This is a genomic window from Kribbella koreensis (assembly GCF_039525325.1).
Taxonomy (GTDB): Bacteria; Actinomycetota; Actinomycetes; order Propionibacteriales; family Kribbellaceae; genus Kribbella; species Kribbella koreensis.
In genome coordinates, this window is record NZ_BAAAHK010000007.1 from 54257 (window position 1) to 68595 (window position 14339).

At 68.1% G+C, this 14339-nt stretch carries 15 protein-coding genes; 7 read left to right on the plus strand and 8 right to left on the minus strand.

All coding sequences use genetic code 11. The features are described from left to right. Nucleotides 1–55: 55 nt before the first annotated feature. Both ABD116_RS14135 and ABD116_RS14140 read right to left on the minus strand, forming a co-directional pair. Nucleotides 56–937: an alpha/beta hydrolase gene (locus ABD116_RS14135; RefSeq protein WP_343968908.1), complete on the minus strand. Its 882-nt coding sequence runs from the start codon at nucleotides 935–937 to the stop codon at nucleotides 56–58. A 60-nt stretch (nucleotides 938–997) separates the two neighbouring features. Next, nucleotides 998–1567 carry a PH domain-containing protein gene (locus ABD116_RS14140; RefSeq protein WP_343968909.1) on the minus strand — a complete coding sequence of 190 codons (570 nt, stop codon included), beginning with the start codon at nucleotides 1565–1567 and terminating at the stop codon, nucleotides 998–1000. Nucleotides 1568–1649: 82 nt separating this feature from the next. Here ABD116_RS14140 and deoC point away from each other — a divergent pair, with 82 nt between their 5' ends. The 5 genes from deoC to ABD116_RS14165 all read left to right on the plus strand — a co-directional run bounded on the left by deoC (nucleotide 1650) and on the right by ABD116_RS14165 (nucleotide 6660). Next, nucleotides 1650–2606, plus strand: coding sequence for a deoxyribose-phosphate aldolase (gene deoC / locus ABD116_RS14145; protein WP_343968910.1), 957 nt, complete (start codon nucleotides 1650–1652; stop codon nucleotides 2604–2606). A 5-nt stretch (nucleotides 2607–2611) separates the two neighbouring features. Then, nucleotides 2612–4048, plus strand: coding sequence for an aldehyde dehydrogenase family protein (locus tag ABD116_RS14150; RefSeq protein WP_343968912.1), 1437 nt, complete (start codon nucleotides 2612–2614; stop codon nucleotides 4046–4048). Further along, complete coding sequence (locus ABD116_RS14155; protein ID WP_343968914.1) at nucleotides 4038–4916, plus strand: aldehyde dehydrogenase family protein; 879 nt, start codon at nucleotides 4038–4040, stop codon at nucleotides 4914–4916. The genes ABD116_RS14150 and ABD116_RS14155 overlap by 11 nt, the downstream gene beginning before the upstream one ends. A 70-nt stretch (nucleotides 4917–4986) precedes the next feature. Then, entirely contained in the window at nucleotides 4987–5589 is a 603-nt protein-coding gene (locus ABD116_RS14160) for a putative glycolipid-binding domain-containing protein (RefSeq protein ID WP_343968916.1), read from the plus strand. A 42-nt stretch (nucleotides 5590–5631) separates the two neighbouring features. Then, nucleotides 5632–6660 (plus strand): S66 family peptidase, encoded by a 1029-nt coding sequence (locus tag ABD116_RS14165; protein WP_343968918.1) that lies wholly within the window; start codon nucleotides 5632–5634, stop codon nucleotides 6658–6660. Here ABD116_RS14165 and ABD116_RS14170 read toward each other — a convergent pair. The 3 genes from ABD116_RS14170 to ABD116_RS14180 are packed head-to-tail and all read right to left on the minus strand — an operon-like array spanning nucleotide 6650 to nucleotide 8887. After that, on the minus strand, nucleotides 6650–7072 hold the full coding sequence (locus ABD116_RS14170; protein WP_343968920.1) for a YciI family protein: 423 nt from the start codon (nucleotides 7070–7072) through the stop codon (nucleotides 6650–6652). The genes ABD116_RS14165 and ABD116_RS14170 overlap by 11 nt on opposite strands. Nucleotides 7073–7098: 26 nt before the next feature. Further along, the gene (locus tag ABD116_RS14175; protein ID WP_343968922.1) at nucleotides 7099–7818 is read right to left on the minus strand and encodes a hypothetical protein; all 720 of its coding nucleotides are present in this window, start codon (nucleotides 7816–7818) and stop codon (nucleotides 7099–7101) included. A 55-nt stretch (nucleotides 7819–7873) separates the two neighbouring features. Continuing rightward, nucleotides 7874–8887 carry a serine/threonine-protein kinase gene (locus ABD116_RS14180; RefSeq protein ID WP_343968924.1) on the minus strand — a complete coding sequence of 338 codons (1014 nt, stop codon included), beginning with the start codon at nucleotides 8885–8887 and terminating at the stop codon, nucleotides 7874–7876. Nucleotides 8888–8967: 80 nt separating this feature from the next. Here ABD116_RS14180 and ABD116_RS14185 point away from each other — a divergent pair, with 80 nt between their 5' ends. Next, entirely contained in the window at nucleotides 8968–9507 is a 540-nt protein-coding gene (locus ABD116_RS14185; RefSeq protein WP_343968926.1) for an RNA polymerase sigma factor, read from the plus strand. Between the two features lie 34 nt (nucleotides 9508–9541). On the opposite strand, the gene ABD116_RS14190 is transcribed toward ABD116_RS14185, so the two are convergent. Further along, on the minus strand, nucleotides 9542–10978 hold the full coding sequence (locus tag ABD116_RS14190) for a S28 family serine protease (protein WP_343968928.1): 1437 nt from the start codon (nucleotides 10976–10978) through the stop codon (nucleotides 9542–9544). An 89-nt stretch (nucleotides 10979–11067) separates the two neighbouring features. On the opposite strand from ABD116_RS14190, the gene ABD116_RS14195 reads away from it, so the two are divergent. Next, a complete protein-coding gene (locus ABD116_RS14195) occupies nucleotides 11068–11229 on the plus strand; it encodes a hypothetical protein (protein ID WP_328334441.1) in 162 nt (53 codons plus the stop codon). A 30-nt stretch (nucleotides 11230–11259) separates the two neighbouring features. On the opposite strand, the gene pepN is transcribed toward ABD116_RS14195, so the two are convergent. Together pepN and ABD116_RS14205 are read right to left on the minus strand one after the other, a co-directional pair. Next, complete coding sequence (pepN, locus tag ABD116_RS14200; RefSeq protein WP_343968931.1) at nucleotides 11260–13707, minus strand: aminopeptidase N; 2448 nt, start codon at nucleotides 13705–13707, stop codon at nucleotides 11260–11262. Between the two features lie 14 nt (nucleotides 13708–13721). Then, nucleotides 13722–14189, minus strand: coding sequence for a YkvA family protein (locus ABD116_RS14205; protein ID WP_343968933.1), 468 nt, complete (start codon nucleotides 14187–14189; stop codon nucleotides 13722–13724). Nucleotides 14190–14339 lie beyond the last annotated feature (150 nt).

A 14339-nucleotide genomic window follows, 5' to 3' on the forward strand; every position in this document is an offset into this window, starting at 1 on the left:
GTTCACCTGGCGACGGACACGGGACTCGGACGCTACCGATCCGGGCGAAGTTCCCCTAATCCCGGATTTTCTCGCCGAGAAAGGCGACTTGGGCCCCGAGCATGCGCCGCCAGTAACCGGCCGTGTGCGCTCCGGCCTGAAGCCCACCGGCCGCGGTGACCTCGGTCCGCAGGTCCCGGACCGCGTCGGCGAACGGGTCGTCCCGCCCACAATCGATGCGCAGGGCAACATTTTCGAGATCGGCCGCGCGCCCGAACACCTGGTTCTGCTGAAAGTCGCCGGCGCCGTCAAACGCACCGCCCGCGGCCTCAGAAGCCTTGTGCCACAAGGCCGGACTCATCGCCCCCGCGGCCGCGACCTCCTTCGCACCCCGGTCAGCCGCGAGCAGCAGAGCGCCGTACCCACCCATCGACCACCCCAGTACGCCGAACCGCTCGGTCCGCAGCCCGAGTTTCTTCAACAGAGGAAGGAATTCCGCCGTCAGCATCCGCGCCGGGTCGTCGCCGGACGCGCGCCGATGCCAGTAGTTGTCTCCCCCGTCGACAGCGGCCAGCGCGAAGGGCGGAGTACCGGCTTGTACCGCAGCTGTGAGGTATCGATCAGCGTTGAGGTCATTGATGGCCGATGTGTGGTCTCCACCACGTCCGTGCAGCATCAGTACGACGGGCAGCACCGCATCAGGATCCGCCCCGTGCGGGTACATCACCGTCCAGCCGACAGTGGTCCCTCGAGCGGACGACGCGAAGCTGCCGGACTCCACCGCACCGGGTGGGACGTCAGGAGCCACACCGTCTTCACCAGTAAGCCCCAGTACGCCGTGCAGCCGCCCACGACCCGGTACCACGCCTGTCTCCACCAGGCCGACGCCACTGGCGCCGGCGACCGCGACAGCTGCTCCAGTGACCAGCAAGCTCCGGCGGGACAGGTAACGGGTCATCTGCGCATCATGACCGCGCCAAGGGTCGATCAGCGCAGGGTCGATCAGCGCAGGGGTCGATCAGCGCAGGAGCTGGGCGACCAGGCCGATGACGGCGACGACCGCGGCGATGATCAGCTCCGGGCGGGCCCACGAGGTGACGATCTCGGCGTCGGCGGAACCCGTTCCGCCGTACATGTTCTTGTGGTAGTCGATCCGGTCGACGACGAACTCCGCACGCGACATCGAGTTCTCCGACTTGAGCTTGCTCGTGCGGCCGGCCCGTTGCTTGCGGATGTCCCTCATCACCAGCTGGACGCCGGGGCAGCGCAGCTTCCGCTCCTCGGTGTGGACGCGGAGGATGTCGGTCACGTCGACGTCGGTGATCTTGTTCCACGGCACCGCGTGGTCGCGGAGGTGGTTACGGATCAGCAGGTTCTCGGGGCGCAGCGTGACGGACGGGCGGAACAGGCCGACGTACGCGGCCAGCACCACCAGGCCGATCACGCAGGCCGACACCAGACCGCCGAGGGTGCGCCACTCCAGCACGATGTCGAGCACCCCGAGCGCGCCGATCGCCATCACCACGACCGCGGTGATCCGGTTCGACTGCGACAGGTACTGCTCGTTCTCCAGGGACTTCGAATTCACTCCGACAACGTAGCCGCCCGATGTCCACAGGCCCACATTCGGCCGGGAACGGGCGGGCCGAAACCGGATTAGACTGCCGAGCGTGACCACTACCGACACTGGCGTCGACAGTCTCGCCGACGTGACCTCGTCCGAGGACCGGCTGCGCCGGTTCCTGCTGGGCCTGCCGGGCGTCGACCAGGTCGGCGCCGAAGCCCGGGCCGCCGCCCTGAGCACCCGGTCGATCAAGACCACCGCGAAGGCGTACGCGCTCGACCTGGCCATCCAGATGATCGATCTGACCACGCTGGAGGGCTCGGACACCCCGGGCAAGGTGCGCGCGCTCTGCGCGAAGGCCAAACGCCCGGACCCGGCCGACCCGACCGCGCCGCAGGTGGCCGCGGTGTGTGTCTACCCGGACCTGGTGGCGACGGCGAAGTTCGAGCTGCGCGGCACCGGGATCAACGTGGCCAGTGTCGCCACCGCCTTCCCCAGTGGGCGTTCCAGCCTCGCGATCAAGGTGCAGGACACCAAGGACGCGGTCGCTTCGGGCGCCGACGAGGTCGACATGGTGATCGACCGCGGCGCGTTCCTCTCGGGGCGGTACGGGCTGGTCTTCGACGAGATCGCCGCGATCCGCGAGGCCGCCGGTGAGGCACATCTCAAGGTGATCCTGGAGACCGGCGAGCTGGTCACGTACGACAACGTCCGGCGGGCGTCCTGGCTGGCCATGCTGGCCGGGGCAGACTTCATCAAGACTTCAACCGGCAAGGTCTCCCCCGCGGCGACGCTGCCGGTGACGCTGGTGATGCTCGAGGCGGTCCGCGACTACCACGAGGCCACCGGGCTGCACATCGGCGTCAAGCCGGCCGGCGGGATCCGGACCGCGAAGGACGCGATCAAGTACCTGGTCACCGTCAACGAGACGGCCGGCCCGGACTGGCTCGACCCCGAGCTGTTCCGCTTCGGCGCGTCCAGCCTGCTGAACGACCTGCTGATGCAACGCACCAAGCTGGCCACCGGGCACTACCCGGGTCCCGACTACTTCACGCTGGACTGAGGGCATTGAGCAGATTCGAGTACGCACCCGCGCCGGAGTCGCGCGCGATCGTCGACATCAAGTCGTCGTACGGGTTGTTCATCAACGGCGCCTTCACCGAGGCGACCGACGGCAAGCCGTTCAAGACGGTCAGCCCGGCGTCGGAGGAGGTGCTGGCCGAGGTCAGCGAGGCCGGCCCGGCGGATGTGGATCGCGCCGTCAAGGCCGCCCGCAAGGCCTACGAGAAGGTCTGGGGCCCGATGCCCGGCCGCGACCGCGCGAAGTACCTGTACCGGATCGCCCGGCTGATCCAGGAGCGCTCGCGTGAGCTGGCCGTGCTCGAGTCGCTGGACAACGGCAAGCCGATCCGCGAGTCCCGCGACGTCGACCTGCCGCTGGTGGCCGCGCACTTCTTCTACTACGCCGGCTGGGCCGACAAGCTCGAGTACGCCGGGGCCGGCCCCGACCCGCAGCCGCTGGGTGTCGCCGCGCAGGTGATCCCGTGGAACTTCCCGTTGATGATGCTGGCGTGGAAGATCGCGCCGGCGCTAGCAGCGGGCAACACCGTCGTGCTGAAGCCGGCCGAGACGACACCGCTGACCGCGCTGGCGTTCGCGGAGATCTGCCAGCAGGCTGACCTGCCGCCGGGTGTGGTCAACATCATCACCGGCGCAGGTCGTACCGGGCAGGCACTGGTCGAGCACGAGGGTGTCGACAAGGTCGCCTTCACCGGCTCGACCGCGGTCGGCCGTGCGATCGCCAAGTCGGTCGCCGGGACGCCGAAGAAGGTGACGCTCGAGCTGGGCGGCAAGGCGGCGAACATCGTCTTCGAGGACGCCCCGATCGACCAGACCATCGAGGGCATCGTCAACGGCATCTTCTTCAACCAGGGCCACGTCTGCTGCGCCGGTTCGCGGCTGCTGGTCCAGGAGAGCGTGTACGACGAGGTGCTGGCGCGGCTGAAGCGCCGGATGTCGACCCTGCGCGTGGGCGATCCGCTTGACAAGAACACCGACATCGGCGCGATCAACTCGGCCGAGCAACTGGCCCGGATCCGCGAGCTCTCGCAGATCGGCGAGGACGAGGGCTCCGAGCGCTGGTCTCCGGAGTGCGAGCTGCCGGCGCAGGGGTTCTGGTTCCCGCCGACCGTCTTCACCGGGGTCTCCCAGGCGCACCGGATCGCCCGCGAGGAGATCTTCGGGCCGGTCCTGTCCGTGCTCACCTTCCGCACCCCGCAGGAGGCGGTCGAGAAGGCGAACAACACGCCGTTCGGGCTGTCCGCCGGGGTCTGGACCGAGAAGGGCTCGCGGATCCTCTGGATGGCGAACCAGCTCCGGGCCGGCGTCGTCTGGGCCAACACGTTCAACCGCTTCGACCCGACCTCGCCGTTCGGCGGCTACAAGGAGTCGGGCTACGGCCGCGAGGGCGGCCGCCATGGTCTGGAGGCCTACCTTGCCCACTAAATCCGACCCGGCCCGCCTCGACGTCCGCAAGACCTACAAGCTGTACGTCGGCGGCGCCTTCCCGCGCAGCGAGTCCGGCCGGTCGTACGTGGTGTCCGATGCCAAGGGCAAGTTCCTGGCGAACGCGTCGCAGGCCTCCCGCAAGGACGCCCGCGACGCCGTCGTCGCCGCGCGCAAGGCCTTCGGCGGTTGGTCCGCCCGGACGGCGTACAACCGCGGCCAGGTGCTGTACCGGATCGCCGAGGTGATGGAGGGGCGGCACGAGCAGTTCAGCTCAGAGGTCGCGGCGTCCGAGGGACTCTCGATCAGCAAGGCCCGCGCGGTCGTCGACGCCTCGATCGACCGCTGGGTCTGGTACGCGGGCTGGGCCGACAAGCTGGCCCAGGTGGTCGGCTCGAGCAACCCGGTGGCCGGCCCGTACTTCGACTTCTCCTTGCCCGAGGCAACTGGTGTGGTCGCGGTGCTCGCGCCGCAGGACTCCAGCCTGCTCGGCCTGACCAGCGTGATCGCCCCGGCCATCGTCTCGGGCAACACGGTCGTCGCGGTCACCTCCTTCGAGCGACCACTGCCGGCCGTGACGCTGGGCGAGGTGATGGCGACGTCCGACGTACCGGGCGGCGTCGTCAACATCCTCACCGGCTCGGCGACAGAGATCGGTCCCTGGCTGGCGTCGCACTCCGACGTCAACGCCATCGACCTGGCCGGCATCACCGACGCCGACGAGGCCACAGAGCTCGAGGCAGCGTCAGCGGAGAACCTCAAGCGGGTCCGCCGCCCAGCCCAAGAGGACTGGACGGAGTCACCGGGGTTGTCGCGGCTCACGCAGTACCTGGAACTGAAAACGGTCTGGCACCCGATCGGCCTGTGAAGGCCGGAGCCTGTGGATAACCAGCCGGCTGAGACGACCCCGCCGGATACACTCAGTTAGGAAGGACAGGGTGGCGGTGGTGCTGCGGATGTGGAGGGGCGACGGCTCCTGGCATGCGGAAGCCGTGCAGCTCGACCTCGGCGAAGACCGACTCAGCGCGACCGGCACCCAGTTCGGCGCAGACCCGCTGCCGTACCGGGTGGATTACGAGCTGGAGACCGGTGCCAATTGGGTGACCCGGCGGCTGCATGTCGATGCCGTCGGGGACGGGTGGAGCCGGTCGCTCGAACTGCTCTCGGACGAAGCCGGGCAATGGACCTGTACCTCGTCGGTCGACGGTGACGTCGACCTTCCGGTGCCTGGCGGGAACCTCGCCGCAGTGTCAGGCGCACTGGACTGCGACCTCGCGTTTTCGCCGTTGACCAATCTCATGCCGGTGCTGCGGCACGACCTGCACCGGCAGGCAGGGACGGTCGACTTTCTGATGGCTTGGGTGTCGCTGCCGGACCTTGCGGTGCATGCTTCGCCACAGCGGTATGAGGCGTTGGGGTCTGATGAGAAGAGCGCGCTCGTGCGGTACATCGGTCTCGACAACGACTTCGTGGCGGACCTCCAGCTCGACACTCGAGGCCTGGTAGTCCACTACCCCGGCATCGCCACCCGCGTCAGCTAAATCAAGGCGCCGGGCGGAGCACGGGTCTTGTAGCTTGGCCGCATGTTGTTTGCGCGCAAGGTGGTTGCCGGGGATCGGGTTGCTGTCGTCTCGGCGGGGAGTGGGTTGCCGGAGATCTTTCCTGGGCCGTATGAGCTTGGGCTGGAGCGGCTGCGTGGGTTCGGGCTTGTGCCCGTGGAGTACCCGACGACCCGCAAGCTCGGGTCGACGCCGGAAGCGCGGGCCGCTGATCTGCACGCAGCGTGGAGCGATCCGTCGATCCGGGCGGTGATCGCGTCGATCGGTGGGGACGATCAGATCACGGTGCTCAAGCATCTTGATCCGGACGTGTTCCGCGCCGATCCGAAGCCGTTCTTCGGGTACAGCGACAACACCAATCTGCTCAACTTCCTTTATTCGTTGGGGATTCCGGCCTATCACGGCGGTTCGGTGATGGTTCAGTTCGGCCGGGGCGGCGCCATGCATCCTGACTCCGAGCGGTCGCTGCGAGCGGCACTGTTCGGCTCCGGCGAGTTCGAACTGACGCCTGCGGCCGGGTGGACCGATGAGGATCGCGACTGGGCCGTCCCCGAGCACCTCGCGTCGGAGCCGTCGCTGTTCCCCGGAACCGGGTGGACCTGGCAGGGACCGCGGACGCCGGTGACCGGGCGGTTGTGGGGTGGCTGCCTGGAGATCATCGACTGGCAGCTGGCCGCCAATCGCTGGATGCTGCCGGTCGAGGAGTACTCCGGCGTGCTGTTCCTCGAGACGTCCGAGGAGATGCCGTCCGCGGACACGGTCTACCGGATCCTTCGCAACCTGGGCGAACGCGGCCTGCTCGCCCGCTTCGACGCAGTCCTCTGGGGTCGGCCGAAGAGCCGGTCGCTCGAGCACCGGTCCACGGCGGAGGAGTCGGCGGCCTATGTGGAGGGGCAGTACTCCGCGATCCGCCGGGCGCTTGCGGAGTACAAGCCTGATGCCTTGCTCGTCACGGGGCTGGACATCGGGCACACCGATCCGCAGCAGGTGCTTCCGTACGGCGGTACCGCGAGCATCGATCCGGTGGCTCAGCGGATCTCGGTCATTTACTGAGCTTGGCCGTCGCTGCCTGGGTCCGGGCCTGGGCCTCGGGGGTGTAGGCGTCGCCGAAGTCCTCGGCCTCGAAGATCTGGCGGAGGTCGACGCCGCGCGAGTTGCCCATGTCGGCGGCGAGGCAGCGCTCGGCCCAGGCGATCGCCTCTTCCTTCGAGGCGACCTGGATCAGGCAGTAGCCGGCGATCAGTTCCTTGGTCTCCGTGAACGGGCCGTCGACGACGCGGTGCTTGCCTTCGTGGATCTCGAGCCGGATGGCCTTGGAGCTCGGGTGCAGGCCGTCGCCACCGATCAGCACGCCGGCCTCGGCCATCTCGGCCATCAGCGAGGTCATCGCGGTGATGCTCTCCTCGCTCGGCATCGCGCCGGCTTCGTACTCGTCGGTCCCGCGAAACGTCATCATGTAGCGCATAACGGGCAGGCTAACCGACGGGCGGGCTAGCGGATCTGAGTCCTGGAGAGCGTCGGATTGGTGTCGGGGTAGCAGGCGACCGGCGACTTGATGGTGATGAACTTCCACTTGATCGCCGCCGTCAGAGTCAGGCCGGGGTCGTCGAAGCTGGTGCCCTTGAGGCTCGTCTTCACGACGCGACCGCTGGCGCCGGCCTTCAGACGGACGGAGAGGATCGGCAGCTGGTACGCCGATCCGCCTGGGACCGGACCGCCGAGGCGGATCGTGATGACCCGGCCGGAGTGCTCGAGGGTGGGCGTGGAGCCGAGGCCTGAGCCACCGATCAGGCGGCCGCTGATGAACCAGGTGTTGTTCGGGACGGGGATCCGGAGCGTCAAGTCGCGGACCTCCTTGAGCTTGAATCCCCGCACCTCGGCCGGCAACGAACCTGGCTTCAGTTCGACGGCGATGGTGAAGCCGGATCCTGCTTTGACGGTCGCCGGCGCCTTCGCGTTCACCCCTTGCTTGAGGCTGAAGGTGTGCTTGCCGAACTTGGTGTCCGCTCGACAGGCGTAGCTCGCGGTCGGCGCAGCGGCGGATTGTGCGGCGACGAGTTGCGCCGCGGCGGGTTGCACCCTAGGCGACGGCGACGCGGCGGCGGCCGGAGTACCGGCGGTCAATAGCGCCAGTCCTGTCAGCGCTACCACTGCTGTCAGGGCGGAGGTGGATGACTTGCGCAGCCGGGTTTCGATGCGTTGAGTAGTCATACGGCTACCGTACGGAGTCACGCTGGGATTTGGCTTGGCCCGTCTCGGCTGGTGGTCAGCGGCCGACGAAGTACCAGGCTCCGGTGCCCGCCAGCAGGAAGAGGAGTGGGAGCGAGGTGTAGAGCCAGCGGCGGCGGGCCCGGCGTTGGGTGGGTGATTGGGCGACCGTGGTCGGGACCTGGTCGACGTCGTTGAAGATCGTGCGCTGGGCGGCGAGCAGGGGGGCTTCCTGCTCGAGGCGGTAGGCCTCGGCCTCCAGGCGGTCGGCCAGGGTGTCCGCGCGGTTCCAGCGGTCGCCGACGCGGAAGGCGAGGGTTCGGGCGAGGATCTCGTCGATCTCGCCGATCGAGTCGTGCAGCAGCGGTCGCAGGCTCGGCGGGTTGCTGTCGGGATCACGGGCGAGCACGTCGGTGATGGACGACGCCACGAACGGCGGACGGCCGGTCATCAGCGCATAGGTCACGGCGCCGACGGCGTACACGTCTGCTCGCTCATCGAAGCCGCCATCGCCTCGACCCTGTTCGGGAGCCATGTACGACGGGGTGCCGACAGCCTGCGTCAGGCCCGACGCCTCGGCTGCCCGCTTGGCCAGGCCTAGGTCGGCCAGCACGATCCGGTGCGTGCCGCCGCCTGATTCGAGCCCTGAGGACGGTCGGAGGAGCAGGTTGGCGGGGGTGATGTCGCGGTGCACGACTCCCTCGTCGTGGAGGGCCGCGACGGCTCGGGCCAGGTCGGCGCCCCACCAGAGTGCGTCGGCGGGCTCAAGCGGTCCGTGCGAGAGCACCTCGGCGAGTGAGCCGCCGTCGACGAAGTCCATCACGAAGTACGGGCGGCCGTCGGGTAGTTGGCCGAGGTCGAACACGCGCACGACCCGGTCGCTGGCGATCCGGCGCATCAGCCGGGCCTCGGACAGGAAGCGCTCGCGGACGTCGGCGCGGGACGCCCAGTTGTCGGCGAGCACCTTCACGGCGACGTCCACGTCGAGGTCGTCGTCGTACCCTCGCCAGACCGTCGCGAAAGCGCCTGCGCCGATCTTCGACTGCAGCCGGTAGCGTCCGATGACATCCATCCCGGCTATTGTCGGTGACTGTAGGGATCAAGGCGAACACCGGACCACGACGAGTGGCGTCGTGGCGAACCTGGGGGAGCATGAACGAGGAGCTGGAAGAGCTCGCGGCCCGCGCGGCGGGTGGCGACGAGAGCGTCATCCCCGAGCTGCTGCAGGCGATCCGCCCGCAGGTACTGCGCCGGGTCTCGAAGTTCCTGCCCTATCGGGAAGACGCCGAAGAGGCCGCGCAGGACACGCTGATGACGGTCGCCACCAAGATCCACATGTTCAAGGGCACCGGCAGCTTCGCCGGCTGGCTGACGGTCGTCGCCACCAACTGTGCCCGCCAGACGTACCGCTCCCTCAAGCGCCGCTCGGTCGAACAGTCCGCCGAGGTACTCCCCGAAGCGATCGATCCCCGCACCACCTCGGTCATCGCCGGCTCCCGCCTGGACCTGCTCGAAGCCCTCGAGTCCCTAGAGGCCAACCACCCCCAACTGGTCCAGCCCCTGGTCCTCCGCGACCTCGGCGCCATGTCCTACAACGAGATCGCCGAAGAACTCGCCGTCCCCCTGGGCACGGTCAAAGCCCGAATCCACCAAGCCCGCAAACAGGTCGCCGAACACCTGACCGTCCGCTGACCCCCTCGGTGGAGTCAGCGAACGGCGTACGGCTTCAGCGGAGACGGCCCTGCCGTTGGGCTCCCGGGTCGACGGTGGTGGTCTTCGTCCGGGCTAGCGCGGGATTGGCGGCGACGCCCATCCATTTCTGCAGGATTTGGGTGGCTTCGGCGCGTTGGGCCGCGGGGAGGCCGGTGATGCTGGAGCCGTGGTTGCCGGCCGGCTGGATGTACCAGTGGGAGTCGCGGGTGCCCCGGCCGGGCTCGAACTTCTCCGCGCTCCACGGGTCGTTCTCGCCGTACACGAACAGCATCCGCCGACCCGAAGTCTTCAGCCACCGGTCGACGTCGGCCATCGCGTACGGCTCGTGCTTCGGCTCGATCGAGTCCGGTACGGCGGCCGGCGCGTCGCCCGCCTCGCGGTAGTGCAACAACCCCTTGAGCCAGGTCGTCTTGCTAGCGACGTCCGGCCAGTTCAGCTGCTGGGTCGCCTGGTAGTAGTACGGGAGGAAGTCCGCGGTGCCCTCGTCGGAGTAGAACTCCCAGCCCGAGATCTGATCGATGAAGTCGAACAGTTGCTGATCCGTCGCCGCCGCCGTCCCCGGCACCTGCGGGCAGTTCGCCTGCGTGCTGTACTGCCAGAAGGCGAACGGCGTGTCCAGTACGGCGGCCTCGAACGCGCGATCGACCGTGCCGAAGGTGTCCTCGTAGGTCAGCCCCTTCTGCACCGCCATCTCCTTCAGCTTCGCGACCATCGCCGGCCTGCGCAGCAACGTGTTCCGTTGCATGTTGCGCAGGGCGAGGTTGCAGGCCGGGTCGGTACCGGCGTCCTGGATGAAGGAGATGTACGAGTCGTGCCGGTTGTCCACATCCTGCGGCGCCACGTACGCGACCGTGGCGTCGACGTCGTTGGGATAGAAGCGCCGGTGGTAGACCGACGTCATACCGCCCTTGCTCGCCCCGGTGGAGACCCACTTACCGGAGTACAGGGCCTTCTTGAACGCCTGGACGATCTCGTGGTGGTCGGTCGCCGCCTGCCAGATGTTGAGCTTGGTCCAGTCCTGGCTGGCCGGCTTGGAATTGTTGAAGAAGCGCTGCTCGACGTTCAACTGGTTGCCGTCGACGAGCCGCGTCGGCTCCGAGGTGAAGGCGCCGCCGACACCGCCGTACCCGGTCGTGTGCAGCACGGTCGGGCGATCGAAGCCGCGGTGCCACAACGTCACCCGCTGCTCGAACTTCTCCCCGCGCGGCTTGCGGTGATCGGCCGCCTGCGTGTACCAGAGGACGAAGAACGGCTTGCCGCTCACGAGGCTGCTGCTCTCGATCCGCAGCCCTGGAATGGTCTGCAGTTTCGCCGTCACCTCGGCGACCGGATCAGCAGCCGGAGCCACCGCACCTTGTACTACGGGCGCGGCCGTCGCTGTGGTGAGCGCGGACCCCGCGATCAGGGCTGCGGTCAGAACAACCACGGGCAGACGGGCGAAGCGGCGCATCGGCGGACTCCTCGGTGTGGGGCGACACTGCGGAAGAGCCTAAGCTCCCCCACCGACAATCCGCGACCCTTGACAGATAGGTTGCCTGCATGTGCAGAGCGGTGAAGTGCAAGACCTGCGGGAAGACGACCTGGGCGGGCTGCGGGCAGCATGTCGCGCAGGTCAAGCAGGGCGTGCCGGCGCAGGACTGGTGCGCCGGACACCCCAAGGAAGCCGGTTCAGGACTGTTCGCGCGGTTCTTCCGCCGCTGACATCTGGCCGCTGACCTCTGGCCTCCGACCTCAGCCGAAGGTTCGGCGGACGGCGATCGCCCGGCGGAGGTCGTCGGTGTGGTCGGCGGTGGTGCGGCGGATGCTCGGGGCAACGGTTTCGTCGGCGATCAGCGCGTCGGCTCGCTCGATCACCGCTTCGTCCACCGCGTACTTCGGGAAGATCCGGACGACCGTCATCGCGACGGCCATGCCCGAGCGGATCTCGCCGGTGTGCGCGATCTCGGTGAAGTAGCGGTCGACGTACGGCGCGGTCAGCTCGGTCTGCGCCGGATCCCAGAAGCCCTCGGCGATCGCGAACAACTCGTTCACGCCGACCGTGGCATCCGTCATGATCCGCTGCCAGGCTGCTTCCTTGCCGTCCGCGGTTGCGGCCAGGCAGCGAGCCGCTTGGGCTACACCTTCGGTCGACTGGTCGTTGGCCAGCGCGGCATCGACCTCTGCCTTGCCGTAGACGCCTAGGCGGACCAGGCGGAGTACTAGGGACCAGCGGAAGTCCGTGTCGACCTGGAGGCCGCTGGGGACGCCAGTGCCGTCCAGCCAGCCCTGCAGCAGCTTGGCGTCGTCTGTGGTCGCCACTACTGCCCGGGTGATGGCTAGTTGGAGGCTGCTGCCGGCAGGGGTCTCGGCGAGCCTCTTTGTGAGCGCAGCAGCTGCCTGGGCGCGGTACGGGTCCTGAGGGAGGTAGGCGCCGAGCAGGCGGTCGTCCAGCCAGCGCAGGAGGGAGCCCACCGCGATGTCGCTGTCCTCGTGCTTGATGGCTTCGAGCAGGATCGCGAGCGCCTGGCGTGGGTCGAGTTCGGCGTCGGCGACGGCGTCGCGGATGCTGTTCCAGATCACGCCGCGGGTGGTGCTGTCGGCGATCTGCGGCAGTACTGCGGGGAGGTTGGCCAGGCTGGTCGCGTCGAGGCGGATCTTGGCCCAGGTGTCGTCGGCTGCGTCCGGGACGATCACGGCCGCGGTCGGGTCCAGCTCGATGTCGACGGAGTCGCGGTCCAGCAGTACTGGGAACGAGGTGAGGCGGCCGCTCTCGTCGTACGCGCCGACCGTCAGTTTGTGCGGGCGGTCGGCGGGGTGGGCTTGCGGCGTACTGCGGCGCAGCCTGATGCCCGTCGCGGTGCGCTCGGCGCTGATGGTGTCGAGGCCGGCCGTGCGGAGCCATTGCGCGGACCAGTTCGGCAGCTCGACGGCGCCGGCCTCGGTGAGCTTGGCGATGAACTCGTGCAGGTCCGCGTTGCCGAACTCGTGCGCGTCGATGTGCGCGTTGACGCCCTTGAGGAAGACCTCGTCACCGAGGTACGCCGCGAGCTGTTTGAGGACCGCGGCGCCTTTGGCATAAGAGATTCCGTCGAAGTCGTCGAGCGACTGGCGGGCGTCCTTGATCGAGTCCGCCGCGACCGGGTGGGTCGAGCGGCGCTGGTCGGCCTGCAGTCCCCACCACTTGCGGACGAAGGCGAAGTCCGTCCAATGGCCTTTGTGGTCGGTGACGTCGTGGGCGACGCGGTTGGCCATGTACTCGGCGAAGGACTCGTTCAGCCAGAGGTCGTTCCACCACTTCATCGTGACCGCGTCGCCGAACCACATGTGCGCCATCTCGTGCACGACGATCCTCGCCCGGAGACTGCGCTCGGCGTCGGTCACCGCTGAGCGGAAGACGAGGCTGTCAGCGAAGGTGACGCAGCCGGGGTTCTCCATTGCGCCGAGGTTGAAGTCGGGCACGAAGACCTGGTGGTACTCGCCGAAGGGGTAGCGGTAGCCGAAGAGGCGGTGGTACTCGTCGAAGGCCTGCGCGGTGACCCCGAAGAGGTCTTCCTTGTCCTTCTCGAGATGTTCCTTGAGGCTTTGGCGGCAGGCGAGTCCCAGTGGGATGCCGTCGTGCTCGCTCTTGATGAGGTGGAAGGGGCCGGCTACCAGCGTCACGAAGTACGTCGAAAGTGGTGGGGTTTGCTTGAGCTCCCACTCCCCTGGCCTTGTTTGCGTCGCGGCGCCGTTGCCGAGGACGATCCAGTCCTCGGGGCATTTGACGGTCATCGTGTACGGCGCTTTGAGGTCGGGCTGGTCGAAGCAGGCGAAGTACCGTGGAGCGGACTCCAGCGACGACATCCCGTACAGATAAACGCGTCCGTCGCCCGCGTCGACGGACCGCTGCAGGCCTTCGCCGTCCGCGGAGTACTTCATCACCGCATCGACCACGAGCACGTTCTCGCCCTGCAGGCCTTCGAGCTGCAGGCGTCCGTCCTCAAGGCTCTTGACGTCGAGGTTCGCGCCATTGAGCGTCACCTTGGTGAGCTCCTGCGGCTTCACATCGACGAAGCTCCGCTCGTCCCTCGCCTCGAACCTGATCGTGCTCACCGCCCGGAAGGTCTCCGGTCCGGTGGTCAGATCGAAGGCGATCTCGTAGGAGCTGACGGTGAGGGCGGCGGCCCGGGTACGGGCTTCTTCGACAGTGAGAGCGGGCATGCCGTAGACGCTACCTAACCCGGCGGAAGGGCGCGCCGCTCCCGCTCGTGCCGCAAGTACAACCCCGCAGCCGTCGACACACTCGTGAACAACCACATCCCGACACCCGCGTCATCGGCGATCCCGAGCACCGGCAGCAGATCGGGAAGAATGTCGATCGGAGAGATCAGGTACACCAACGCCACCAACCACAGAGCCTTCCGCCCACCACTGACCCCCGCATACCCCTCAGCCTTGGCTGCCCTGAGCATCCGCGGCAAGGCCCTGGCCCGCTCGAACACGTCTCCGACCGGGACCGGCTCCCCCTTCGCAGCCTTCCGCCGCCACCGGGCCCGCCGCACCAACCCGATCCCGACGGCAACCGCCCCCAGCGCCAGAAAAACACCCCCGACCCCGGCGGCCGGCACTCCCAGCACATCCCCATTCCGAAACACCAGAGTCGCCACCCCGACCAACCCCAGCAGCCCACCGAAGAACACCATCCCCCCACACTAAAGCCCCACGCTGCCTCAAGCTCGCTCCTAATGCTCGCCTTCGGCGCTCCCACCCACCCGGTGCTCTCCGTTGCGCGAAACCGAGAGTAGGCACCCACACCCGCCCGGCCTTCCGGACGCGCTCGAGACTGGAACGCA